This is a genomic window from Metabacillus sp. Hm71, from assembly GCF_051842955.2.
GTDB lineage: Bacteria > Bacillota > Bacilli > Bacillales > Bacillaceae > Metabacillus.
This window is the reverse complement of sequence record NZ_CM200278.1, coordinates 3,710,492-3,733,783: the sequence shown is the minus strand read 5'-3', so window position 1 is coordinate 3,733,783 and position 23,292 is coordinate 3,710,492. Positions and strand designations below refer to the sequence as shown.

The window sequence follows — 23,292 nt, the reverse complement described above, 5'->3', positions numbered from 1 at the left end:
GAGGGGAAATCATGCATCGCGGAAAAGGTATGAAATTTGTAGGTGATTCTCGTATTCCTGCAGAGAAGAAGCCTAATATTCCGAAGGACTACTCGGAATATCCAGGGAAAACAGAAGCATTCTGGCCAAACTTTCTATTAAAGGAATGGCTTGTAGGTGCTGTTTTCTTAATTGGATTTTTATGTTTAACAGTAGCTCATCCATCGCCGCTTGAGCGTGTGGCTGACCCTACTGATGCTGGTTATATTCCACTGCCAGACTGGTACTTCTTATTCTTATACCAATTGTTAAAATATTCTTATGCATCTGGTCCATATACGGTTATCGGAGCAATTGTTATTCCTGGTCTAGCTTTTGGTGCTTTAATGCTTGCCCCATTCCTAGATCGCGGACCGCACCGACGTCCTGCTAAACGCCCAATTGCTGTCGGTATGATGCTTCTAGGAATTGCTGCTACATTTTACTTAACTTGGGAATCTGTTGCTACCCATGACTGGGAAGCTGCTGCTGAACAAGGTAAGATTAAAGCTGAAGCAGATATCGATAAAGAATCAGAAGGTTATAAACTTTATCAGGAGCAAGGCTGTATATCATGTCATGGTGACAATTTAGAAGGCGGAGCTGCTGGTAAAGCACTTGTTGATAATGGATTAGAACCTGATAAAATTGCAGATATCGCTAAAAATGGTCAAGGTGCCATGCCAGCTGGTGTCTTTAAAGGGACAGATGAAGAGTTAAAAGTATTATCAGAGTTTATCTCTAGTGTTAAGTCAAAATAAAAAGCTGACATTTGTCAGCTTTTTTTATACGTAAAGAGCTGCAATATAAATAGGATAAGGAGGATGTTTTCTTTATCCTGAGTCTCTTATTGCAGGAACCCCTTATTAGTAAGTTATAAAAATCTTTAGGACTGGTATATAAAAAATGAAAATGATACAGCATATATTAGGGCAAAAATCTATTCTTTCTATCATGTTTTTAATTAACTTTTTAGGAACAGTATATGGGTATTATTGGTATAGGTTTCAATTAGCTGATACCCCTGCACAATTTTATATTTTTGTTCCAGATAGCCCGACAGCAAGCCTTTTCTTTGTTATTGTTTTACTAGGATTCTTACTGAGAACTAATTTTCCCCTTATTGAGGCACTGGCCATTGTCACTCTTTTTAAATATGGCATATGGGCGGTTATAATGAACATTCTCGTTTTGATAAGTAATGGGAGTTTACCTTGGGAAGGTTACATGCTCATAGCATCACATTTTGGAATGGCTGTGCAAGGGTTGCTATATTCACCGTATTATCGCTTTAAAACTTGGCATATAATTGTTGTGGCTGTTTGGACATTACATAATGATGTGATAGATTATGTTTTTGGAATGATGCCTAGGTACAGTGACTTAATGGATTATATGACTCAAATTGGTTACTTTACATTTTGGTTGAGTATTTTTTCATTATTTATTGCTTATTTTTTAGTAATAAAAAAAGATTCTTATAAATTATCGTTGCCACAGTCTAGCTCTTAATTGCTAGGCTTTTTTGGATTTGAAAAAACCTTCACTCGCATTCATTATTTTGGTCTATCCTTGTCCATTTCGACATAGGTTTTTTAGTAGAAGTTCTAGGGGGGACAAGGATGAAGAAATGGATAGTTGCACTCATTATTGGAATGTTGCTGTTTCACATAAAACCAGCATTTTCTGAAGAACAATATGATTGGGAAGCACTAAATAAAATTTCTGACACAGCATTACAGTTAGCTAAGCAAGAAAGATTTAGCGAATCTGCCCAATTACTTGAATATTTTGCTGTAAAATTTGATGAAATACAGATTGATCGAAAGTATATATCTCTTGAACATCTACGAACGATAACGAGTACGCATAAAAACGCGCTAAACATTGTTGAGGATGAAAAAGTAAGCACTGAAGAAAAGGTTCGTTCTTTAACTAAGTTTCGTCTTGTCGTGGATGCAATGGTGTCTGAGCATCAGCCATTATGGGGGTCAATGGAGTCCTCTATAATGGAGACTTTTTCGCAAATGAAAACGGATGTGGAGGTAGGAGATACCCAGTCCTTTCAACATGATTGGAATGAATTTTTAGCTTTATATGAAGTAATCTACCCTAGTATTCAGGTTGATTTCGATAGCCAGCGGGTAAAAGAAATGGATGCCCATATTTCAGTTGTTGAGGATCGCCTCTTTCAAGAAATCCCTGAATCGAGCCGTGTTAAGCAATTGACTGTTATGGAAGAAGAATTAAAATCTCTGTTTGAGAGAGTAAAAGAGGATGAAGCAGATCCCTCTTTATTATGGGTAATGATTTCAACAGGAAGTGTCATTTTATTATCATTATCATATGCAGGCTGGAGAAAATACCGCGGAGAAAGGGAAAAAGCGGCAAGAAGGGAGAAAAATAATCAGCAATAAAAATAGCACCTGTAGGGCTGATCTGCAAGTAGCCACTTAAGAATGAACCTCTGTTATCATCTTTAATTCCTAAGTGGCTAAGGATTTGGTCAAATACAAAAAGTAATCCTTAAATTATGTATTAACACAGACTAAAATTAACGCTGCAACGGTTTTTTATTTTCATCTAATGTGAAGCCTTCACCTAAAACATCATGGACATCACTTACAGCAACAAACGCGTGAGGGTCGACTGCTGTAATCACAGATTTTAACCTTACAATTTCATTTTTTCCAACAACACAATACAAAACATCGCGATCTTGTTTTGAAAACGAGCCCTGTCCTTTTAAAATGGTAACTCCCCGTTCCATCTCTTCCATAATTCTTTTTGAAATTTCTTCAGAGTGGCTGGAGATAATTGTCGCACCCTTTGCAGCATAGGCTCCTTCCTGCATAAAATCAATAACGCGTGCTCCGACAAATACAGCAACAAGCGTATACATTGCTTCTTTATAGGATAAATAAGTAATTAAAGATAACGTAATAACACATAAGTCAAATAAAAACATTGTTTTTCCCATGCTCCAACCGAAGGAACGATGGGCCAGCCTTGCAATAATATCTACTCCACCAGTTGTTCCACCGTAACGGAAAATCGTCCCCAAGCCAATTCCAAGGAATACCCCCGCAAACAGAGCTGCAAGAGTCAAATCATCATTAAGCGGCATATCAATTTGATAACGTTGAAAAATCCATAAAAAGAATGACAAACCAATGGTTCCGATCATTGTGTAGAAAAAAGAAGTTCTTCCTAAAACGCGCCATCCGATGAAAAACAATGGTATATTTAATAGTAAGTTTGATATGGATGGATCGAAGTTAAAGAGAAAAAAAAGCATAAGGGTTATGCCGGTGAAGCCTCCCTCGGCTAAATTATTTTGCATATTAAAATGCACAAGACCGAATGCAAAAATTGCGGATCCAATTAATATAAATAAGATGTTTTTTAAGCGTATTTCTCCTAGCATAAGATACCTCCCCAAATTACGATCATGGCAAAGCTATTATAGTTGATCGTGAGTCAAGGTGCAAATTTTGAAAAAATGATGACGAAATAATTGTAAATCTTACAAGTATTAGCTAACATTGAAGAGAAAAGCAGATGAGGTGATATAGTTGGAGCAAAAGACAGTGAAAGACCTACAAAATGAGGTTGACCAATACATAAGTGGTTTCAAGGAAGGTTATTTCTCACCATTAGCTATGATGGCTCGAATTACCGAAGAAGTCGGAGAATTAGCAAGAGAAATTAATCATTACTATGGTGAGAAACCGAAAAAAGCAACTGAAAAAGAAAAGGAAATTGAAGAAGAGCTTGGAGATGTATTATTTGTTCTCATATGTCTTGCGAACTCTTTAAATATAAACTTAGAAAAAGCACATGACCTTGTCATGAATAAATTTAAAACAAGAGACAAGGACCGCTGGACGAAAAAAGATTAAACAATGTAAGAAAAAAAGCTTATTTCTAATAATAAAAGGAGTTTTGATTGATGGAAAACATTAAAATTGTTATTGCAGGTGCCCGCGGAAGGATGGGAAGTGAAGCTGTTAAGCTTGTTGAAGAAACAAGTCACTTTGAATTAGTAGCAGTAGTTGATCATAAGCATGATGGAAAAAGCTTGAAAGATATTGATGGGTTTGACGTTGATGTACCGATCTATACAGATATCGATAAATGCTTTTTCGAAACGTCCCCAGATGTGCTTATCGATTTAACGACACCTGAAATTGGTAAAATCCATACGAAAAAAGCACTTTTGAATGGTGTAAGACCTGTAGTCGGAACAACCGGTTTTTCTGATGAGGATTTAAAGGAACTTCAGGAATTAACAGTTGAGAAAGGAATCGGTGCAATTATTGCCCCCAATTTTGCAATTGGTGCAATATTAATGATGAAATTTTCTCAAATGGCTGCTAAGTATTTTCAGGATGTGGAAATCATTGAACAACATCATGACCAAAAGCTTGATGCTCCTTCTGGTACAGGTTTAAAAACAGCTGAAATGATTTCAGCCGTTCGCGAAGAAAAGCAACAAGGGCATCCAAATGAAAAAGAAATTCTTTCAGGTGCACGCGGTGCAAATTATCAAGGTATTCGTCTACATAGTGTTCGTCTTCCAGGACTAATTGCACACCAAGAAGTCCTGTTTGGAGGAGATGGACAAACATTAAAGATTCGTCACGACTCTTATAATCGCGCTTCATTTATGTCAGGAGTAAAAGTAGCGGTTGAAAATGTGATGAAAGTAGATTTACTCGTATATGGGTTGGAAAACATTATCGAATAAAGGGGAAAATTAAAATGAAGATTGCATTGATTGCTCATGATAAGAAAAAAACAGATCTTGTTCAGTTTGTAATGGCATATAAACCTATTTTTAAAGATCATCAATTATTTGCTACTGGTACAACAGGTTTACGTATTCAGGAAGCAAGCGGTTTATCTATTCACCGTTTTCAATCTGGTCCGCTTGGGGGAGACCAAGAAATTGGTGCACTGATTGCTAAAAACGATATGGATATGGTTATTTTCTTTAGAGATCCATTAACCGCACAGCCGCATGAGCCTGATATTTCAGCACTAATTCGTCTTTGTGACGTTTATTCCATTCCGCTTGCGACAAATATGGGAACAGCAGAGATTTTAATTCGCGGTCTTGAACGCGGTGATCTACAGTGGAGAGATGTCATTCATTCCAAAGAAAATAAATAAGTTGTTTGTTTTGATAAACTGTATGATTGCTTTCATGCTATTATCTGCTACAGGGAGTGGAAAACTTCTCTAAATGATGAAATCACTCCCTTAACCTTTATATAAACGAAGGAGAAGCACATGAGTCAGAAATTAGATATTCTTGCAATTGGAGCACATCCTGATGATGTAGAAATAGGGATGGGCGGAACGATTGCAAAATATACAAATAAAGGCTATAAAATTGGTATATGTGATTTAACAAAAGCAGAGCTTTCCTCAAATGGGACGATTACAATCCGTCAAGAAGAAGCAAAAAATGCAGGTGAAATTTTAGGTATTACTAAAAGAATCCAACTATCATTACCAGATCGTGGTCTATACATAACAGAAGCTGCTATTCACTCAATTGTTACGGTGATAAGAGAATGTCAGCCTACTATTGTTTTTGCACCATATTTTGAAGATCGTCATCCGGATCATGGTCACTGTGCAAAACTAGTTGAGGAAGCAGTTTTCTCTGCAGGTATACGCAACTATAAGGATGCTCTTGGCTATCCTTCACATCGTGTTCAAGTCCTTCATTTTTATATGATTAACGGATTTCACAGGCCGGATTTCGTGATTGATATAACCGATTCAATCGACAAAAAGATGGCAAGCCTGAGAGCATATAAGAGCCAATTTGAAAAGGTTGAAGGCTCAGCTGATACTCCATTAACAAACGGTTATATTGAAACGGTTGAGAGCCGGGAAAGATTATTTGGTAAAGAGGCTGGGGTGTTGTATGCAGAAGGATTTAAAACGAAAAAACCAATCTTGCTTTCAGCAGATTTGATAGGTGAAGGAAAATGAAAAAAAAATTAAAAATCGGCATTACCTGTTACCCTTCTGTTGGCGGGTCAGGAGTTGTCGCAACAGAACTGGGAAAGCTTCTTGCTGAACGCGGACATGAAATCCATTTTATCACCTCAAGCTTGCCGTTTCGTTTGAATAAGGTTTATTGCAATATTACCTTTCATGAAGTAGAAGTGAATCAATATTCAGTATTTAAATATCCGCCATATGATTTAGCATTGGCAAGTAAAATGGCTGAAGTAGCAAAAAGAGAGAAATTGGATTTATTGCATGTTCATTATGCGATCCCTCATGCCATCTGCGCTTACTTAGCGAAACAAATGGTTGCTGATAACCTGAAAATTGTGACAACACTGCATGGAACAGATATTACAGTTTTAGGCTATGATCAATCCCTTTCCGATTTAATCCGCTTTGGGATTGAAGCATCAGATAAGGTTACCGCTGTTTCTAATGCATTAGTAAATCAGACATATGACTTAATACAGCCGAATAAAGAGATTGAAACCGTCTATAATTTCATCGATGACCGTGTTTACCATAAAAAAGATGCAGCACATCTTAAGAGAGAATACGGAATTGGTGATGATGAAAAGGTTATTATTCATGTTTCTAATTTTAGAAAAGTTAAACGGGTTCAGGATGTTATTTATTCCTTTCAATTAATACAACGAAAGATAAAGGCAAAGCTATTATTAGTAGGCGATGGCCCTGAGATGACGTACGTAAGCAGACTTGTTCGGGAATTAGGTCTTATTGATAATGTTCTTTTTTTAGGGAAGAAGGATAACTTAGAGGAATTATATTCATTGAGTGATCTCATGTTGCTGCTTTCTGAGAAAGAGAGCTTTGGCTTAGTGTTATTAGAAGCAATGGCCTGTGGTGTTCCATGTATCGGTGCAAATACGGGAGGTATACCTGAGGTTATTAATGAAGGTGAAACGGGCTACATATGTGAGGTTGGCGATATTGAAACAGTCTCACACAGAGCAATACAGCTTTTAACAGATGAAAAGTTATACCAGAAGATATCAGACCATGCGATCGTAACAGCAAGAAGTCTTTTTAACTCAGATAAAATTGTTTCCCAATATGAATCAATTTATTATGACCTGCTGGGACATTAAATATGAAATTTAGACATTCTATTTTCCCTTATCAATAAGGAGTTAAAAAAATGAACAGCCCTTTTGTTGAAGCAAGAACAATTTTGGATACATTACATCAAGCGGGGTATGAGGCTTATTATGTCGGTGGAGCAGTGCGCGACTTCCTCTTAAATCGTCAAATTGGTGATATTGATATTGCAACATCTGCAAAACCGGTGGATGTGCAACACCTATTTAAGCATACAATTGATGTCGGGGCGGAACATGGCACGATCATCGTGCTGCATAACGGCTCCCCATATGAAGTGACCACCTTTCGTGCAGAAGGTGAATATGTAGATAACCGCCGCCCTAGTCATGTAGTATATATTTCTTCGTTAATTGAGGATTTAAGAAGAAGAGACTTTACCATTAATGCGATGGCAATGGATATAAACGGCAAGATCGTCGATTATTTTAATGGCAAAGCCCACCTATCAGAGAAGCTTATTCAAACTGTTGGCTCTCCTGAAGAAAGATTTAATGAGGATGCGTTGCGAATGCTTCGAGCAGTTCGCTTTGTTAGTCAATTGCAATTTACACTCTGTCCAAAAACGAAAAAGGCTATAAGTGATCATGCTCATCTTTTAAAGGAGATTTCCGTTGAGAGGAAAACAGTTGAAATTGAAAAACTGTTAATGGGAGTCAATCAAAAACAGGCATTGGCGATGATTGTAGACACAAACATGCATTCTTATTTGCCTGGTTTAGAAAGGAAAAAGGACGAATTAATTCGGCTTTCTACTTATGACATGAGGGTTTTGAAAACGAACATAGAGCACTGGTCATTATTTACCAATTGTATTCAGCCAAGATCGGTTGAAGAGTTTTTAAGAAAGTGGAAACTGCCTAATAAATTAATAAAGGCAGTTAAGAAAAATATAGATTATTTAACTATCGTAAAAGAAAAGCAATGGTCAGACTTTTTATTATATGAAGCAGGGGTTGAAACAGCTGTTAGTGTAGAAAGGCTTTGTACGTTAATGATAGACCCTAAGCAGGTAGAGGGTAATGTAAAAAGAATTATTGATAGATTTCAACAATTGCCAATTCAAAGCAAAAGTCAGCTTAATGTAACTGGACATGATATTATCGATTTTCTTAAAAAAAAACCAGGCCCATGGGTTTCAAAAGTGATTTTTGAAATTGAAAAAGCAATCGTAGCCAAGAAACTAGAAAATAATAAGTCTGCAATAAAGGAGTGGCTAATGACATGCAATCTGGACTTCGATCAAAACTATTAGAAGCCTTCTCAAAAGCAGATGGAGAATTTTTATCAGGTCAAAAAATAAGTGAAGTTATCGGCTGCTCAAGAACTGCGGTTTGGAAGCATATCGAGGAGCTTAGAAAAGAAGGATATGAACTTGAAGCGGTGCGAAGATTAGGGTACCGGATAACAAAAAAGCCCGATAAAATAAGTAGTAATGAAATTCAACTAGGACTGAAAACCGAGCTAATGGGGCGTAATATTCATTTTGAGGAAACAGTTACCTCCACACAAAAAATCGCGCAAAGCCTAGCAAATGAAGGAGCACCGGAGGGGACAATTGTCGTTGCTGATCAACAAACAAGCGGAAGAGGAAGAATGTCCAGAGTTTGGTATTCCCCAAGTGGTACAGGAATTTGGATGAGTATGATAATTCGTCCGAAAATACCGATTAACCGAACCCCGCAGCTCACCCTTTTAACCGCTGTTGCGATTGTCCAAGCCATTGAAGAGCTTACCCCGCTCAAGCCGGATATTAAATGGCCAAATGATATATTGCTGAACGGAAAAAAAATCGTCGGAATTTTGACAGAGCTCCAAGCTGAAGCAGATCAAGTTCATTCAGTTATCATTGGAACAGGAATAAATGTTAACCAAACAAAAGAAGACTTTCCAGAAGAATTACAAAATGTGGCGACCTCGATCAAGGTCGAAACAGGTTCTGATTGGGAAAGAGCGCAATTTATTCAAACCATCTTATTGAAATTTGAAGGGCTTTATTCTTTATTTTTATCTCAAGGATTTAAGCCGATTAAGCTTCTATGGGAGAGCTATGCAATTAGTCTACAAAAAACCATCATTGCAAGAACCCTCAAGGGGACGATTGAGGGAAAAGCAATTGGTATTGATGATGATGGTGTTCTGATAATTGAAAAGAATGATCAATCGATAGAGCGAATTTATTCTGCAGATATCGAAATGAAGTAATTTGTTTTACATGATAGCAATGAAGTGAATTTTCTGCTATACTTTCAAATGGGTAGTATCTTTTCGAACTACACCTTAGCAGTGAACATTGATTCATGAACCATTCTGTTTTGTAAATAGTAAAAGCAGAATCAATTAATACGTATGTTGACTTTATATTCTGCCTTGATCCAAAAAGGACTAGGACAGAGGGATGAAAACCGATTTATTTAGTATGCTCTCAAATCCTTCTTTCTTTGTCGAAAGAAGGATTTTTTACTTTAATGGAAAATGAATTCGGTGATTTCCTCCCCTTTCCTAACACAATTTTTTCTGCAAACTAGTAGGATGTAGCTTATGATACTATCCGTTTAAAAGTGGCAGTTACATCTTATAGCACTTTTTAGGAGGGGAAATATGAAAACGAGATTAGATTTTATGAAAATGAAGCAAAATGAGGAACCAATTACGATGCTGACAGCCTATGACTATCCTAGTGCACAGGATGCTGAGAAAGCCGGCGTAGATATGATTCTTGTCGGTGATTCTTTAGGAATGGTTGTTCTTGGATATGATTCAACCATTTCTGTTACGGTTGATGATATGGTACATCATACAAAAGCTGTCAAGCGTGGTGCTAAGGATACCTTTATCGTAACAGATATGCCTTTTATGTCTTATCATCTTTCAAAGGATGAATCGATGAAAAATGCTGCGCGCCTAATGCAGGAGGGTGGGGCAAATGCTGTTAAACTTGAAGGAGCAGACGGTGTTACTGAAATTATTTCAGCACTAACTTTTAGCGGCATTCCTGTTGTTTCTCATCTCGGCTTAACTCCACAAACTGTAAATGTTTTAGGTGGTTATAAGGTTCAAGGAAAGAGTGCGGAGGCTGCAAAAAAGCTAATTGAAGATGCGAAGAAGTGTGAAGATGCAGGTGCAATTGCTCTTGTATTAGAATGTGTTCCTCAACAATTAGCAAAGGAAATTACAATGCAACTAACGATTCCAACGATTGGGATCGGTGCCGGCAATCAAACAGATGGCCAAGTATTGGTCTATCATGATTTAATTGGCTACGGCTCAAGCCGTGCACCAAAGTTTGTTAAGCAATATGTAAATATAGCTGAACCGATTGAAACAGCTATTAGCAACTATATTACAGAAGTAAAAAACAGAACGTTCCCTGAAGCAAAACATTCATTTAAAATGAAGGAAGAAGAGCTATTAAGCTTATACGGAGGAGTAATAAAATGAATGTTGTCACAACAAAGAAGGAATTAATCAAGCATATACATGAATATAAGACAAAGCAGAAATCAATCGGATTTGTACCAACAATGGGTTATTTGCATGAAGGACATATCAAGCTATTAGAAGAAGCAAGAAAAGTAAATGATATTGTTGTTCTAAGCATTTTTGTAAACCCGCTGCAATTTGGACCTAATGAGGATTTTGATTCATATCCAAGAAACCCTAAAAGGGATGAGGAGCTTGCCAGACAGGCAGGAGCAGATCTTCTATTTTTGCCAAGTGTAACGGAAATGTATCCTGAAAAACCTTCATATACAGTTACAGTACTGTCAAGGGTGAATGTATTATGCGGCAAGTCAAGAGAAGGTCATTTTGATGGGGTGGCAACAGTCCTTACAAAGCTTTTTAACCTTATCAAACCTGATCGGGCTTATTTTGGTATGAAGGATGCGCAACAAGTTGCCGTTGTGGATGGATTAATTCAAGAATTTCATTTTCCGATTGAATTAGTGCCAGTAGCAACAGTTAGAGAAGAGGACGGGCTGGCAAAAAGTTCGCGAAATGTGTATTTGTCAGAATTGGAACGGAAGCAAGCGCCAGCGATTTATAGAAGTTTATTGGCAGCGAAGGAAAAAATAGCTCATGGGGAACGGGATAAAGAAAAAATAAAAACAACGATTTCATTAACGATCTCCAAAGAAACAGATGGAATGATCGATTATGTAGAAATATTGTCCTACCCTGGCTTGGAGGAAATAAACAGCATTTGCGGTAAGATCATCATTGCTGTTGCTGTCAAGTTTACAAAAGCAAGGCTAATTGATAATATAACGATTGAAGTTTAGAGAGTTGAAATCATAGACAGTATTATTTGTTTGGAGGAGAGAAAATGTATCGTACAATGTTAAACGGCAAAATTCATCGTGCTCGTGTAACAGAAGCAAATCTTAATTATGTCGGGAGCATTACAATCGATGAAGATATAATCGATGCGGTAGGAATGGTTCCAAACGAAAAGGTTCAAATTGTCAATAATAATAATGGGGCAAGATTTGAGACATATATTATTCCAGGTGAAAGAGGAAGCGGTGTTGTTTGTTTAAATGGTGCAGCTGCACGATTGGTCCAAGAAGGAGATATCGTCATTATTTTAACTTATACGCTAATCCCTGAAGATAAGGTTCAATCGCACAAGCCTAAGATTGCCATCATGGATGAAAATAATAAAATCGTGGAGATATTAGGTCAGGAACCAGCCGCAACAATATTATAAGGATGCATTTATAAATACAGCATTTATTAATGATGATCATAAGGTCTGACTCTTAACTAATTGAATTCATCTTATAGGGGTGAATTCAGTCTTTTGTCATGAGTCAGTCCTTTTTTTATGTTGAATTATGGTATAGTAAAGGTATCGTTTAAAAAAATAATACAATAGTATACATCTAAAAAGAAGCTGAATTTAAGTCTAGCTTTTCGAATTTTTTCAAACACTAACAGAAACAAGCTTGCGTTTTTTATAGTAGAGGTGTAACAGATGAAAGAGCAACGATATGTTGTAATTGACCTAGAAACAACGGGAAATGCTCCTAAAAAAGGAGATAAGATCATTCAAATTGCCGCTGTTGTCATAGAGAACGGGCAAATTGTTGATAGATATATGAGCTTTGTAAATCCATTACAAGAAATTCCGTTATTCATTGAGCAATTAACAGGAATTACAAACGAAATGGTACAGGATGCACCTTCTTTTGAGGACATTGCTGAAGAGTTAATATCGTTGCTAAATGATGCTTATTTTGTTGCACATAATGTTTACTTCGATTTATCTTTCTTACAAGAAGAGCTCAAAAGCTGCGGATTCCAGTTTACTGGCCCTATTCTTGATACGGTTGAATTGGCAAGAGTCACATTTCCAACAGAAAAAAGCTATAAGTTAACAGATTTAAGTGAAGAATTTAATATGCTTCACGAATCTCCGCATCGAGCTGACAGTGATGCAGAGGTTACGGCTTTACTTTTATTGCAAATCCTTGAAAAATTCGAGGCTTTGCCTGTCATAACGCTGCAGCAGCTTTCAAAACTTTCGAGATCCTTTATTAGTGATATTGAGGATATCCTAGAGGAGATTATCGCAAATAAATTAGTAAATTTAAAGCAGCAAACAAAGAATGACCTACAGTTCATTCGAACATTAGCTATAAAGAAGCTGCAATTAAATGATGATAAGCAAACAGATGGATCCATAGAAAAGAACGTGAAAGAAGAAGAGATACTTGAACTTTTTGAAGATAAAAATGGTAGGGTAAAGAGTATTTTTCCAACCTATCAGAACCGTAAAGAACAATTAACCATGATGAAGGAAATAGGTAAAGCATTACAAACTCATCAACATGGATTATTTGAAGCAGCGACCGGAAGCGGAAAAACCATTGCATACCTTGTACCAGCAATCATTTATTCAAAAAATGAGCAAAGACCAATAATTATTAGTACATATACAACAACTCTGCAAACACAAATAATCGAGCGTACGATTCCTTTTCTTGAAAGGATCTTACCTTTCAACTTTGAAACAGCTATTTTAAAAGGACAGCGTCATTATTTATGCTTGCAAAAATTTGAACAATCTTTAAAAGATCAAGAAGATAACTATGATTTTGTGTTAACAAAAGCACAGCTTCTTCTCTGGTTGACGGAAACAGATACCGGGGATGTCGATGAGCTTAATATTCCTTCTGGTGGGAAGGTTTTATGGAAGCAGCTTCAAGTTGATGCCTCGTCTTTTAAAAGCAACCCATTCTTTTCATATTGCTATTATCAGCGGGCAAAGCAGAAGGCTTTAAATGCAAATCTTATTATTACAAATCACGCTTTACTATTATCAGATTTAAAACGTGAAGCAAAGATCTTGCCAAAATATCATGAGGTGATTATTGATGAAGCACATCATTTTCAAAGGGTTGCTACAGAACAGCTAGGAATTAGATTGTCGTATTTGGATGTCCACAGTGTCATCTCCCGCTTAGGTTTATTTCCAACAAAAGGGCTTATTAGGAGCTTTACGGATGTATTAAAAGATGCTGGTATTCAAACACATCAAGAAATACAGGAAATGGATCCATGTCTTTTACATTTACAAGAGGAATGCCACCAGTTTTTTTCTGCGATACATTCCTATGTGTTAACACGCAAAAAAGATTCTCAATTAAATCGAGCCTCATACAAATATGATGTGGGAAAAGAAAATAATCGAAAATGGGCTTCCATTGTAGAGCTTGCAAACCGAGTGAAGTTTTTGATGAATGATTTAATTAACTTGATGGAAAAATCCTTAAAGGTTTTGGATAAAGTAAACGAAGATAAGCTTTCAATAAAAAATAAAATCGTTATTGAAGAGTTTAAACAAGTGATATCATTATTTAAAGAATATAAGGAATATCTTGGTTTATTGTTTTTTTCCAAAAATGAAGCATTTGTTACTTGGTTTGAAATTGATTCAAAAGGTGCAAAAAATGCTGTTTCCATATATGCACAGCCGCTTGATGTATCAGAGTTTTTGGCAGATGAATTTTTTGCCAATAAGCAAAGTGCTATTTTAACTTCTGCAACCTTATCAGTAAACAAATCCTTTTCTTACGTGATGGAAGCTGTCGGATTAACAGATTTTTATCCGAAACAATTGCAGCTAAATGCACCTTTCCGTTACAAGGATCAGGTAAAGCTGTTTGTTCCGAGTGATATGCCATTTGTAAATGATGTTTCTGTTGAGGAGTATGCAGAGGCGTTAGCAGCGAACATAGGCAGTGTTGCTCAAATAACTGACGGAAAAATTCTTGTCTTATTCACCTCATATGAAATGTTGAAAAAAACGTATCAATTGTTAAAAGAAGATGAAACACTAGATGATTTTATCATTTTAGGGCAGGGGACGGGAAGCGGTAGTCGTTTAAGGTTAACAAAGAACTTCCGGCAATTTGAAAAAGCGATTTTGTTGGGGACAAACAGTTTTTGGGAAGGTGTTGATTTTCCTGGTGAAGAACTAACAGCCCTTATGATTGTTCGTCTACCATTTGCATCTCCTGACGAACCAATTGTTGCAGCTAAATGTCTGAAATATGAGGGAGAAGGCAAAAATGCCTTTTATCATTATTCTCTTCCAGAGGCGATTTTACGATTTAAACAAGGCTTTGGCCGTCTTATTCGAAATGAAGGAGACCGCGGGATATTGTTTGTCTTAGATAACAGGATCGTCTCAACTAATTATGGCAAAGATTTTCTTAAATCATTACCAGAGCTGGAAGTAGAAGTAAAACCAATGCATTTACTAACACATTCAATTGAAAAATGGATAAAGTGAGACTACCTACAGTGTGGATGTATTTTATCCGCACTGTAGGTTAGCGAAACTTATCGGATCTTTACAGACAGTTAACTCCCCTACATTTTTTAGTTAAAACATAAGAAAGTGGTTTTTACTGGCCTGTTAAGATGGGATAAAGTGAAAAATAGACTGATTTCATGCTTTTTTAGCATAAAATCAGTCCAAATTGGTGTGAGTTAGGAGAAAATTTATTATCAGCTAATTGGTATACATTGTTATAACGAATCGGTACAACAAGTTAAAGGTTGTTGTAAGCTTATTTTGTCCAGAGGAATGGGACATATAAGTTACAATATTTGTTTTACTAAGGAGGAAAATGACATGGAAAGTAAAATAGAAATTTTATCTACTGTGACAGTAAATCATTCGGATGACTTGTATAAAATAGTCGACTTGTTAAATCGGACGCTAAAACGAGAAGATTTAATGTTCGGTTTAGCACTTGAGCAGGAAGATAAAAATAAGTGTGTTTTTACAATTTATCGTACATAAGGAAGATGCAATAGATGAAGAAAAAAACAATCACGACGTTAATCATAACAGTCAGTATCTTGTTTATTATAGGGATTTTGGTTTTTTCAACAACATATAATACGGCAAGGGAACAATATGCCAGCGGTCATGAACAATCAAAAGCACTTGCATTAGAGAAAGGAAAGCTGTCTTCAGTCGGAACAATCGAAACCTATTATGGACAGCAAAAATTCCATGTTATGACAGGGGAAAATAGCAACGGTGATAAAGTTTATGCTTGGGTTATGCAATCTGAAAAAGATCAGCAGGTTATTGTTAAAAAGCAATCAAGTGGAATCACGAAAAAACAAGCAATTACAACCGTGCAAAAAGAGTATAACCCCGTTAAAATTATTGATGTAAAATTAGGTATGGATGAAGGCATACCGATATGGGAAGTTAAATACGTAGATGAGTCAAATCGATATACTTTTGATTTGGTAAACTTTTATGATGGTGAGATTGTAAAGCATATGGCAATTAAGAATACCGCCCAATCGTAATGTTCGAACCGTTGCTACTCCAAATAAAAATAAGTATAATAAGTGTTGTTAATACATAAAGTGAGATTTCTGGGTTTTTACCCTGAAGATTGGAATAAATGATAAGTCATCGGAGCTTTTTTGGAGGGAATTTTCGTGAAAACAACAATAGCTGAAGTAGGAAAATATGTTGGAAAAGAAGTGATAATTGGCGCTTGGCTTGCAAATAAACGCTCAAGTGGAAAAATTGCATTTTTACAATTACGTGATGGTACGGGATTTATTCAAGGTGTTGTTGTCAAAGCAGAGGTAGCTGAAGACATGTTCAAGCTGGCTAAATCCATTACACAAGAAACATCAATTTATGTGACAGGTATTGTCAGAGAGGATGAACGTTCACCTTTTGGCTATGAACTTGGTGTAACAAACATTCAGGTAATTGCTGAATCTGTTGATTATCCAATCACTCCGAAAGAGCATGGAACCGAATTTTTAATGGATCATCGTCATTTATGGCTACGTTCCAAACGTCAGCATGCCGTAATGAAGATAAGAAATGAAATCATCAGGGCAACCTATGAGTTCTTTAATAAAGAGGGCTTTGTAAAAGTTGATCCGCCTATCTTAACCGGAAGTGCTCCTGAAGGGACATCAGAGCTATTTCATACGAAATATTTTGATGAAGATGCCTATTTATCACAAAGCGGACAGCTTTATATGGAAGCAGCAGCAATGGCGTTAGGAAAGGTTTTTTCGTTTGGACCTACCTTTAGAGCAGAAAAATCAAAAACACGACGTCATTTAATTGAATTCTGGATGATTGAGCCTGAAATGGCTTTTTATGAGTTTGAGGATAATTTAAAGGTTCAAGAAGATTATGTATCCTATATTGTCCAAAACGTCCTAAAAAACTGTTCCCTGGAACTTAATACACTAGGAAGAGATACCTCTAAACTAGAAAAAATTACGGCTCCTTATCCGAGAATTACTTATGATGAAGCGCTTGAATTTCTTCATAAAAAAGGATTTTCAGACATTACATGGGGCGATGATTTTGGTGCACCGCATGAAACGGCGATTGCAGAGGCTTATGAAAAGCCGGTATTTATTACCCATTATCCAACAAGCTTAAAACCGTTTTATATGCAGCCGGATCCAAATCGTGAAGATGTTGTATTATGTGCTGATTTAATTGCACCTGAAGGTTATGGGGAAATCATAGGTGGCTCAGAACGTATTCATGATACCGCATTGTTAAAGCAACGTTTAGATGAGCATAAATTGGATCCTGAAGCCTATAAATGGTATGTTGAACTGCGTCAGTATGGATCTGTTCCACACTCTGGCTTTGGACTAGGCCTTGAACGAACGGTAGCATGGATCAGCGGAGTCGAACATGTTAGGGAGACAATTCCATTCCCACGTTTATTAAACCGACTTTATCCGTAAAGATAGACAAATATGCAGACAGTAAAAAACAGACTCTTAATCGCTTTTAAAAGCTTTTCAAGAGTCGTTTTTTATTATTTATCCATCATTTAATGATTGGCAAAAACAACCGAGTATGAATGTATACAATGTTTGTAACGGGCATGTTATACTTGAGATGAGGTGTGTTTGATGAACAAGGAGCAGTTTATATCTCTACAAGAAACGGGGAGTGTATCAATACCCGTTATTTTATTTGATTATTATGCAAAATTAGGATTAAATGAAGAAGAGTTAATGATGATCTTACAGGTAAAGAAATTTAAACAAAATGGCAATCATTTTCCAACCCCGACAGAGCTTTCCAGTCATATGTCAATCCCTACTTCAGCTTGTACTTCCATATTAAGAAGCTTAATTCAGAGAGGTTTTTTAACGATAGAGGAATGTGAAGAGAATACAATCCTCTTTGAGAATTACTCCTTAAAACCGCTATGGGATAAATTGTATACGTATATGGAACAGGAAAAAAGTAAACAGGAGCAGGAACTTACCCAGCAAGAGGATCAAAGTCTTTATACCATTTTTGAGAATGAGTTTGGACGACCATTATCACCATTTGAATGTGAAACATTAGCGATCTGGATTGATCAAGATGATTACGATCCGGTGATTATAAAAGCAGCTTTGCGCGAAGCTGTTATGTCCGGTAAATTGAATTTTCGGTATATTGATCGGATCTTATTTGAATGGAAAAAGAATGGAATACGGACGATTGATCAAGCGCGGAACCATGCGAAAAAATTCCGTCAACATCAAGGAAATAGTGCAAATAAACAAATAAGCAATGAAGATTACCAACGAAAAGTTCCATTTTATAATTGGTTAGAGAGCTAGCCATTCGCTATAGAAATCGGAAATTAACAGACAAATATAAAATTATAGTCGTAATTGATGTAAAAGAAGGTGTAAGAAATGTTAACAAAAGCCCAAATTCGCGAATGCTTAAATACATTTCAAGCAATGTTCCCGGATGCACATTGTGAACTGGTACATGAAAACCCTTTTGAGCTTGTAATTGCGGTTGCGCTATCAGCACAGTGTACAGATGCATTAGTGAATAAAGTAACGAAAAATCTTTTTGAAAAATATAAAAAGCCAGAGGATTATTTAGCTGTTTCCTTAGAGGAATTACAAGAGGACATTAAATCGATTGGATTGTACCGAAATAAGGCAAAAAATATTCGAAGACTTTGTGAAACACTACTTGAAAAATACAATGGGGAAGTTCCTCGTGAACATGAGGAATTAACAAAGCTTGCTGGTGTTGGCCGAAAAACAGCTAATGTAGTTGTATCAGTTGCCTTCGGTGTCCCAGCGATAGCAGTAGATACCCATGTGGAAAGAGTAAGCAAGCGTCTAGGTATTTGCCGGTGGAAGGATTCTGTTCTTGAGGTAGAAAAAACCTTAATGCGAAAGATCCCTCAGGAAGAGTGGTCAGATACGCATCATCGCATGATTTTTTTTGGTCGCTACCATTGCAAGGCACAATCGCCTAAATGTGAAGTCTGTCCGCTTTTACATCTATGCCGTGAAGGACAAAAACGGATGAAAAAAGGAAAGGCTTTACATGCAAAAGAACAATAGAAATGAATATTTGGTTCCGAAATCTTTTCTTTGCTCACCATTTTTTAAAGAGGACGGTCTGTTTTCTAACTATAATGGGATAGATTTTGAGGAGATCTTGAAAAAAGAACCCTTCTATTTTGATATGCTGCATGTATTAGGGGAAGAATTAAATGAAACGCCATGGATGAATCCTGAACGCACAATTCCAACTGTAATGAAGCAATGGACGAAAATAATGACCTCTCTTCATAAAGCATTTACTAACCGAGAGAAAGGGTTACAGAAAGAGGAAAATATGATTCACTCCATTTCATTATTTGTCATTAGTCTATATTGGGCAAATCACAAGCCTGTGTCTAGTTTATTGCCTGCTGAGATGATGATCTCACAGCTGCCGTTAAAACCTGCAAATTGTGAGGAGCGTTTATCCTTTATTATCAATAAACCTTTTGGGTATCATTCGTTTATCCAGCTTCAGCAATTATTTAGTGAATTTGAAAAAATGTTCTCTAAATCATTAGCCATAAAACGTTTTAATCATTCAAAAAGGATCACTCCAATAGAGTGATCCTTTTTGTGTTTATTATTTAATTTTCTTGTTCTTCTTCCTCGTTTGTTCCGTTAATGTCCAAGGGAATCTCTACATCTACAGGCGGTTGTGTTTCAGTACCATCATTATTTTGGCCATCCTCAGTTTGAGTGCCGTCATTATTTTCGGTATTTCCGTTGTCATTACCATTCCCGTTGCCATTCCCGTTGCCATTTCCGTTGTTATTACCATTCTCTTCGTTATTCCCGTTGCTAGAACCGTTTTCGTTTTCATTGCTGTTCCCGTTGCCATTCTCGTTCTCATTTTCGCTGCCCTCATCAGATTGATTTTCTTCTTCATCAGGAAGCACTGGAACGTCATTTTCAGCTTTAGGGACTTGAATTTTCGTTGAAGCCGTGCCACTGCGATTACTATTGTCTTCATCACTTACTGCTACAACCCTAAAGGAATAAGTAGCTCCAGGTGTGACATCAGCTATTGCATAACCCATATTTTTCGAAGTACTAACAACTTGGTATTGCCCGCCATCCACGGATTGGCTGACCTCAAAAGAAACATTCTCTAATGCACCTTCATCATAGCCCCAGTTTAGGCTGATCGAATTTGTGACTTGATCATAGTTGACTGATAAGCTTGATGGTTTATCAGGTTTTACTTTTACATATTTCTTAGATTCCTTTGTAGGTTCAGTACCTTTTACAAAGTACTCTTCTGTAACCATATTAGATGGTGTATATTCACTAGCTAAAACGGGTTCCTTCGAGCCTTTTTCAATGTATTTTTTCACGACACTGTCTGGCTGTTTAAAGTCTGATGTGTCATCGCCAGCGATTTCAGAAAATACTTCTTTAAACATTGCTCTTGCAAGTCTTTGATCTTCTGATGTTAAATAAACCTTTTCACTGTCCTTTGAAATATTATATCCAGTCCAAACAGCTGCCGTATAATTCGGATTGTAGCCGACAAACCAGGCATCCTTTGACGCACCAGAAGGGACATCATATTTTTCTTTATCTTCTGTAGAAAAGTTCGTTGTGCCAGTTTTTCCAGCGATATTAACACCCGGTATCTGAACGGATTTACCAGTACCATACTCAACGACTGATTTCATCATATCCGTAACCATGAAAGCTGTATAATCGCTCATAGCTTCTTTAGGCTCTGGGGCAAGGTCAATTTCAGTACCATCACTTAAGACAATTTTCTTAACCGCATGTGGTTCAATAAAAATCCCATTATTTCCAAAGGCGCTAAATGCTCCAGCCATTTGAAGCGGAGAGACCCCATGTGAAAATCCGCCAATAGCATAAGGTTCGTAAATTTCGGGAAGCGGAATGCCTAATCCTTGCGCAAACTCTTGAGCTTTTTCTAATCCAACAGCTTGTAATGCTTTTAATGCAGGGATGTTTCTTGAATCAGCTAATGCATCACGGATAGACATTTGTCCTTTATACTTTCTATCCCAGTTATTTATAGTTGTTCCATCACTATACGTATATGGTTCGTCAACAATTGGTTCAGACGTTGACCATTGTAAATGTTCAATTGCCGGACCGTAATCTAAGACCGGTTTAATGGTTGAACCTGGCTGGCGTCTAGTATCTGTTGCATAATTGTATCCGCCAACCGGCTGATTGCGACCGCCGCCAATCGCACGGATTTCACCTGTTTTTGTATCAAGTAAGGTAATGCCGGCCTGCATCTTATCGTCCGGAAAATCGATGCTGTCGCCGTTTAAGACATCTTCGACAGTTTCTTGTGCTTTAGGATCTAAGGTTGTATAAATTTTTAACCCCGCTGACCCGGCATCAATGTCTGTTTTTTCTTTAACTTCTTCAATGACTTCTTCAACAAATGCATGGTATGAGTTTGCTTTTTCAGTTGGTTCAATAACCGTTGATTGAACCGGGATTTTTTTTGCTTCATCAGCTTCCGCCTCTGTTATAAATCCATGCTGTGCCATTAAACTTAAAACGATATTGCGTCTTTTTTCAGCATTTTCCGGATTTGTTCTTGGGTTATAATTATTCGGGCTTTGAGGCATTCCTGCAATCATCGCAGCCTCATGAAGCTCGAGCTCACTTAGCTCTTTTCCATAGAAGGATTCTGCAGCTTGTGCCACTCCATATATGTTTCCAGGAAAATAGATTTTGTTTAAGTACATTTCTAAAATTTCTTGTTTAGAGTATTTTTGCTCTAATTGAAAGGCTAACCAGATTTCCTGGACCTTTCGTGAAATGGTTTTATCTGTTGTTAATAGTGAATTTTTAATAACCTGCTGAGTAATCGTACTAGCACCCTCAGCACCAAAACCTTCTTGAACATTAGCGACAAGAGCACCACCTAAACGAATGATATCGATTCCGTTATGCTCATAAAAACGGGCATCCTCTGTTGCAAGTACTGCCTCTTCAAGGACTTTCGGTATATCATCATACGGAACGTACGTCCGTTTCACCTGACCGAATTCTGTTATTTCATTTCCATTCATATCGTATATTATGGATGAGAATGAATCCTTCAGCTTTTTGTCATCTAATTTAGGTGCACCAGCAACGATTGCTGCAAATGTTATCCCGCCAGCTACCATTCCGACAATACCAATGGCAAGCAAGCTTAATAAGATTTTTTTCCAAAGCGGTGCAGATTTATGAATTTTATTCTTTTTTTTCTTTTCCGTTTTTTGAGTCTGAAGTTTTCTACGTTCTTCACGACTCTTATATTGTTCTGACATTTTACTACCAACCTTTCATAATAGGCTTTCATGAAAAAGCGTTATTATAAGTTTGCATTTATGAGCTAGGTTAATTATTGCCTAGCTATGGGCACAAGCTTGCAACGATACAGTCAGATGCGATGTATCTTGACTGCAAGCGCCAAGCACCATAAGGGTTAAGGCGCTCATGGATAAAAAGTATCTATACTTTTTATTCATGAACGTCTTATCTCTTTGGGTGCTTGCATTTTTGATACTACCTTAAAAGTATAGTTTATCGATAATCTTAAGATAGTCAATCCTAGGTTGGTATCCTAATGCGATTTTATGGCCATATTCATTAAGTTCATTTAAGGAAATAGACTTCCTGCCACCAGATTCCTGGCGATTCCAAAAGGTAAAAAGATGTCGTGCCTCAAGATAATAACATGTATCGAATGCTGATAAAATTACAAAGCTTATTCCACCTTGATCCACAACATTTTTCATATGATCAATTTGATGGGCATGAAAATTTTGCAAAGGAAAAGAAGTTTTGTTTTTTGTTTCCTTTGCTTCAAAATCAATATATTTTCCCCGGTAAACTCCATTGTAATCAGTTGTGGAACTTTGTTTAAAATAAGCCTCTTTAATGACGGCTGCACTTCTTCTTGGATAATCTACATGAACAATCTGAACCGGTGTCGGCTTTTTATGTATGACTGCTAATTTATTTTCAAGATAATAAGTATTTGTCTCATTTAAATCCTCTTCAAGCGTCATTCCTCGATTGCTATAGGTGATGTCTTGCTGCTTTTTCGGTTTAATTTGTTCCTTTGGTTCATAAGGCTTTCCGTTTGGATAACGAAAAATCATAGTTAACCTCCTAAAATAAACTACTACTTATCATACCAAAAATCTCAAGAAAGGAATGATAAAAAAGTTTCAATTTTGTTAAGTGTACATACCAATTATTTAGGAGACGATAATTGGTATGGGGTGG

The 23,292-nt window shown here is 36.8% G+C and carries 23 protein-coding genes; 20 read left to right on the top strand and 3 right to left on the bottom strand.

From position 1 onward, the window contains the following. The first annotated feature begins 11 nt into the window (after window positions 1-11). The 3 genes from ACSVDH_RS18435 (at window position 12) to ypjB (ending at window position 2,435) form a co-directional block, all read left to right on the top strand. Window positions 12-779 (top strand): menaquinol-cytochrome c reductase cytochrome b/c subunit, encoded by a 768-nt coding sequence (locus ACSVDH_RS18435; protein WP_299095704.1) that lies wholly within the window; start codon window positions 12-14, stop codon window positions 777-779. 145 nt (window positions 780-924) lie between these two features. Further along, complete coding sequence (gene lhaT, locus ACSVDH_RS18430) at window positions 925-1,530, top strand: lipoprotein heptaprenylglyceryl N-acetyltransferase LhaT (RefSeq protein WP_439250998.1); 606 nt, start codon at window positions 925-927, stop codon at window positions 1,528-1,530. A 110-nt stretch (window positions 1,531-1,640) separates the two neighbouring features. Next, window positions 1,641-2,435 carry a sporulation protein YpjB gene (ypjB, locus tag ACSVDH_RS18425; RefSeq protein WP_439251000.1) on the top strand — a complete coding sequence of 265 codons (795 nt, stop codon included), beginning with the start codon at window positions 1,641-1,643 and terminating at the stop codon, window positions 2,433-2,435. A 137-nt stretch (window positions 2,436-2,572) separates the two neighbouring features. Here the strand turns inward: ypjB and ACSVDH_RS18420 are convergent, their stop codons facing one another. Beyond that, window positions 2,573-3,445, bottom strand: coding sequence for a YitT family protein (locus tag ACSVDH_RS18420; protein WP_439251002.1), 873 nt, complete (start codon window positions 3,443-3,445; stop codon window positions 2,573-2,575). 148 nt (window positions 3,446-3,593) lie between these two features. On the opposite strand from ACSVDH_RS18420, the gene ACSVDH_RS18415 reads away from it, so the two are divergent. From ACSVDH_RS18415 to ACSVDH_RS18335, 17 genes are all read left to right on the top strand, one after another. After that, on the top strand, window positions 3,594-3,920 hold the full coding sequence (locus tag ACSVDH_RS18415) for a nucleotide pyrophosphohydrolase (protein ID WP_299094155.1): 327 nt from the start codon (window positions 3,594-3,596) through the stop codon (window positions 3,918-3,920). A gap of 50 nt (window positions 3,921-3,970) precedes the next feature. Then, entirely contained in the window at window positions 3,971-4,768 is a 798-nt protein-coding gene (dapB, locus tag ACSVDH_RS18410; RefSeq protein WP_299094154.1) for a 4-hydroxy-tetrahydrodipicolinate reductase, read from the top strand. A 14-nt stretch (window positions 4,769-4,782) separates the two neighbouring features. Beyond that, the gene (mgsA, locus tag ACSVDH_RS18405) at window positions 4,783-5,193 is read left to right on the top strand and encodes a methylglyoxal synthase (RefSeq protein WP_299094153.1); all 411 of its coding nucleotides are present in this window, start codon (window positions 4,783-4,785) and stop codon (window positions 5,191-5,193) included. A gap of 120 nt (window positions 5,194-5,313) precedes the next feature. Continuing rightward, window positions 5,314-6,027 carry a bacillithiol biosynthesis deacetylase BshB1 gene (gene bshB1, locus ACSVDH_RS18400; protein ID WP_439251005.1) on the top strand — a complete coding sequence of 238 codons (714 nt, stop codon included), beginning with the start codon at window positions 5,314-5,316 and terminating at the stop codon, window positions 6,025-6,027. Further along, entirely contained in the window at window positions 6,024-7,157 is a 1,134-nt protein-coding gene (bshA, locus tag ACSVDH_RS18395) for an N-acetyl-alpha-D-glucosaminyl L-malate synthase BshA (protein WP_299094150.1), read from the top strand. Before bshB1 ends, bshA begins: the two co-directional genes overlap by 4 nt. A gap of 50 nt (window positions 7,158-7,207) precedes the next feature. Further along, window positions 7,208-8,422, top strand: coding sequence for a CCA tRNA nucleotidyltransferase (locus tag ACSVDH_RS18390; RefSeq protein ID WP_299094148.1), 1,215 nt, complete (start codon window positions 7,208-7,210; stop codon window positions 8,420-8,422). Next, the gene (locus tag ACSVDH_RS18385; RefSeq protein ID WP_439251008.1) at window positions 8,392-9,372 is read left to right on the top strand and encodes a biotin--[acetyl-CoA-carboxylase] ligase; all 981 of its coding nucleotides are present in this window, start codon (window positions 8,392-8,394) and stop codon (window positions 9,370-9,372) included. Before ACSVDH_RS18390 ends, ACSVDH_RS18385 begins: the two co-directional genes overlap by 31 nt. A 396-nt stretch (window positions 9,373-9,768) precedes the next feature. Beyond that, window positions 9,769-10,608 carry a 3-methyl-2-oxobutanoate hydroxymethyltransferase gene (panB, locus tag ACSVDH_RS18380; RefSeq protein ID WP_439251010.1) on the top strand — a complete coding sequence of 280 codons (840 nt, stop codon included), beginning with the start codon at window positions 9,769-9,771 and terminating at the stop codon, window positions 10,606-10,608. Further along, the gene (gene panC, locus ACSVDH_RS18375; protein ID WP_439251012.1) at window positions 10,605-11,450 is read left to right on the top strand and encodes a pantoate--beta-alanine ligase; all 846 of its coding nucleotides are present in this window, start codon (window positions 10,605-10,607) and stop codon (window positions 11,448-11,450) included. The genes panB and panC overlap by 4 nt, the downstream gene beginning before the upstream one ends. Before the next feature lie 44 nt (window positions 11,451-11,494). Then, a complete protein-coding gene (panD, locus tag ACSVDH_RS18370; RefSeq protein WP_299094143.1) occupies window positions 11,495-11,878 on the top strand; it encodes an aspartate 1-decarboxylase in 384 nt (127 codons plus the stop codon). Window positions 11,879-12,145: 267 nt separating this feature from the next. Continuing rightward, complete coding sequence (gene dinG / locus ACSVDH_RS18365; protein WP_439251014.1) at window positions 12,146-14,968, top strand: ATP-dependent DNA helicase DinG, 3'-5' exoribonuclease type; 2,823 nt, start codon at window positions 12,146-12,148, stop codon at window positions 14,966-14,968. A gap of 345 nt (window positions 14,969-15,313) precedes the next feature. Then, entirely contained in the window at window positions 15,314-15,484 is a 171-nt protein-coding gene (locus ACSVDH_RS18360) for a YpmA family protein (protein WP_299094139.1), read from the top strand. A 14-nt stretch (window positions 15,485-15,498) separates the two neighbouring features. Further along, window positions 15,499-16,008, top strand: coding sequence for a cell wall elongation regulator TseB-like domain-containing protein (locus ACSVDH_RS18355; protein ID WP_299094138.1), 510 nt, complete (start codon window positions 15,499-15,501; stop codon window positions 16,006-16,008). Window positions 16,009-16,143: 135 nt separating this feature from the next. Then, the gene (gene asnS, locus ACSVDH_RS18350; RefSeq protein WP_439251017.1) at window positions 16,144-17,436 is read left to right on the top strand and encodes an asparagine--tRNA ligase; all 1,293 of its coding nucleotides are present in this window, start codon (window positions 16,144-16,146) and stop codon (window positions 17,434-17,436) included. A gap of 171 nt (window positions 17,437-17,607) precedes the next feature. Further along, window positions 17,608-18,312 (top strand): DnaD domain-containing protein, encoded by a 705-nt coding sequence (locus ACSVDH_RS18345; protein WP_299094136.1) that lies wholly within the window; start codon window positions 17,608-17,610, stop codon window positions 18,310-18,312. 78 nt (window positions 18,313-18,390) lie between these two features. After that, entirely contained in the window at window positions 18,391-19,062 is a 672-nt protein-coding gene (nth, locus tag ACSVDH_RS18340; protein ID WP_439251019.1) for an endonuclease III, read from the top strand. Beyond that, window positions 19,046-19,612, top strand: a complete 567-nt coding sequence (locus ACSVDH_RS18335; protein WP_439251021.1) for a YpoC family protein — start codon at window positions 19,046-19,048, stop codon at window positions 19,610-19,612. The genes nth and ACSVDH_RS18335 overlap by 17 nt, the downstream gene beginning before the upstream one ends. Window positions 19,613-19,631: 19 nt before the next feature. On the opposite strand, the gene ACSVDH_RS18330 is transcribed toward ACSVDH_RS18335, so the two are convergent. Next, entirely contained in the window at window positions 19,632-22,328 is a 2,697-nt protein-coding gene (locus ACSVDH_RS18330; RefSeq protein WP_439251023.1) for a PBP1A family penicillin-binding protein, read from the bottom strand. Between the two features lie 243 nt (window positions 22,329-22,571). Then, window positions 22,572-23,162 (bottom strand): Holliday junction resolvase RecU, encoded by a 591-nt coding sequence (recU, locus tag ACSVDH_RS18325; protein WP_439251538.1) that lies wholly within the window; start codon window positions 23,160-23,162, stop codon window positions 22,572-22,574. Window positions 23,163-23,292: the final 130 nt, after the last annotated feature.

Excerpts from the sequence above, each read along its gene's own strand:
- mgsA (WP_299094153.1), top strand. The coding sequence starts at position 4,783 with ATGAAGATTGCATTGATTGCTCATGATAAGAAAAAAACAGATCTTGTT.
- panC (WP_439251012.1), top strand. The coding sequence starts at position 10,605 with ATGAATGTTGTCACAACAAAGAAGGAATTAATCAAGCATATACATGAA.
- bshA (WP_299094150.1), top strand. The coding sequence starts at position 6,024 with ATGAAAAAAAAATTAAAAATCGGCATTACCTGTTACCCTTCTGTTGGC.
- bshB1 (WP_439251005.1), top strand. The coding sequence starts at position 5,314 with ATGAGTCAGAAATTAGATATTCTTGCAATTGGAGCACATCCTGATGAT.
- dapB (WP_299094154.1), top strand. The coding sequence starts at position 3,971 with ATGGAAAACATTAAAATTGTTATTGCAGGTGCCCGCGGAAGGATGGGA.
- ACSVDH_RS18330 (WP_439251023.1), bottom strand. The coding sequence starts at position 22,328 with ATGTCAGAACAATATAAGAGTCGTGAAGAACGTAGAAAACTTCAGACT.
- nth (WP_439251019.1), top strand. The coding sequence starts at position 18,391 with ATGTTAACAAAAGCCCAAATTCGCGAATGCTTAAATACATTTCAAGCA.
- ACSVDH_RS18335 (WP_439251021.1), top strand. The coding sequence starts at position 19,046 with ATGCAAAAGAACAATAGAAATGAATATTTGGTTCCGAAATCTTTTCTT.
- ACSVDH_RS18360 (WP_299094139.1), top strand. The coding sequence starts at position 15,314 with ATGGAAAGTAAAATAGAAATTTTATCTACTGTGACAGTAAATCATTCG.
- dinG (WP_439251014.1), top strand. The coding sequence starts at position 12,146 with ATGAAAGAGCAACGATATGTTGTAATTGACCTAGAAACAACGGGAAAT.
- ACSVDH_RS18420 (WP_439251002.1), bottom strand. The coding sequence starts at position 3,445 with ATGCTAGGAGAAATACGCTTAAAAAACATCTTATTTATATTAATTGGA.
- ypjB (WP_439251000.1), top strand. The coding sequence starts at position 1,641 with ATGAAGAAATGGATAGTTGCACTCATTATTGGAATGTTGCTGTTTCAC.
- panD (WP_299094143.1), top strand. The coding sequence starts at position 11,495 with ATGTATCGTACAATGTTAAACGGCAAAATTCATCGTGCTCGTGTAACA.
- ACSVDH_RS18355 (WP_299094138.1), top strand. The coding sequence starts at position 15,499 with ATGAAGAAAAAAACAATCACGACGTTAATCATAACAGTCAGTATCTTG.
- ACSVDH_RS18385 (WP_439251008.1), top strand. The coding sequence starts at position 8,392 with ATGCAATCTGGACTTCGATCAAAACTATTAGAAGCCTTCTCAAAAGCA.
- ACSVDH_RS18390 (WP_299094148.1), top strand. The coding sequence starts at position 7,208 with ATGAACAGCCCTTTTGTTGAAGCAAGAACAATTTTGGATACATTACAT.
- panB (WP_439251010.1), top strand. The coding sequence starts at position 9,769 with ATGAAAACGAGATTAGATTTTATGAAAATGAAGCAAAATGAGGAACCA.
- ACSVDH_RS18435 (WP_299095704.1), top strand. The coding sequence starts at position 12 with ATGCATCGCGGAAAAGGTATGAAATTTGTAGGTGATTCTCGTATTCCT.
- lhaT (WP_439250998.1), top strand. The coding sequence starts at position 925 with ATGAAAATGATACAGCATATATTAGGGCAAAAATCTATTCTTTCTATC.
- ACSVDH_RS18345 (WP_299094136.1), top strand. The coding sequence starts at position 17,608 with ATGAACAAGGAGCAGTTTATATCTCTACAAGAAACGGGGAGTGTATCA.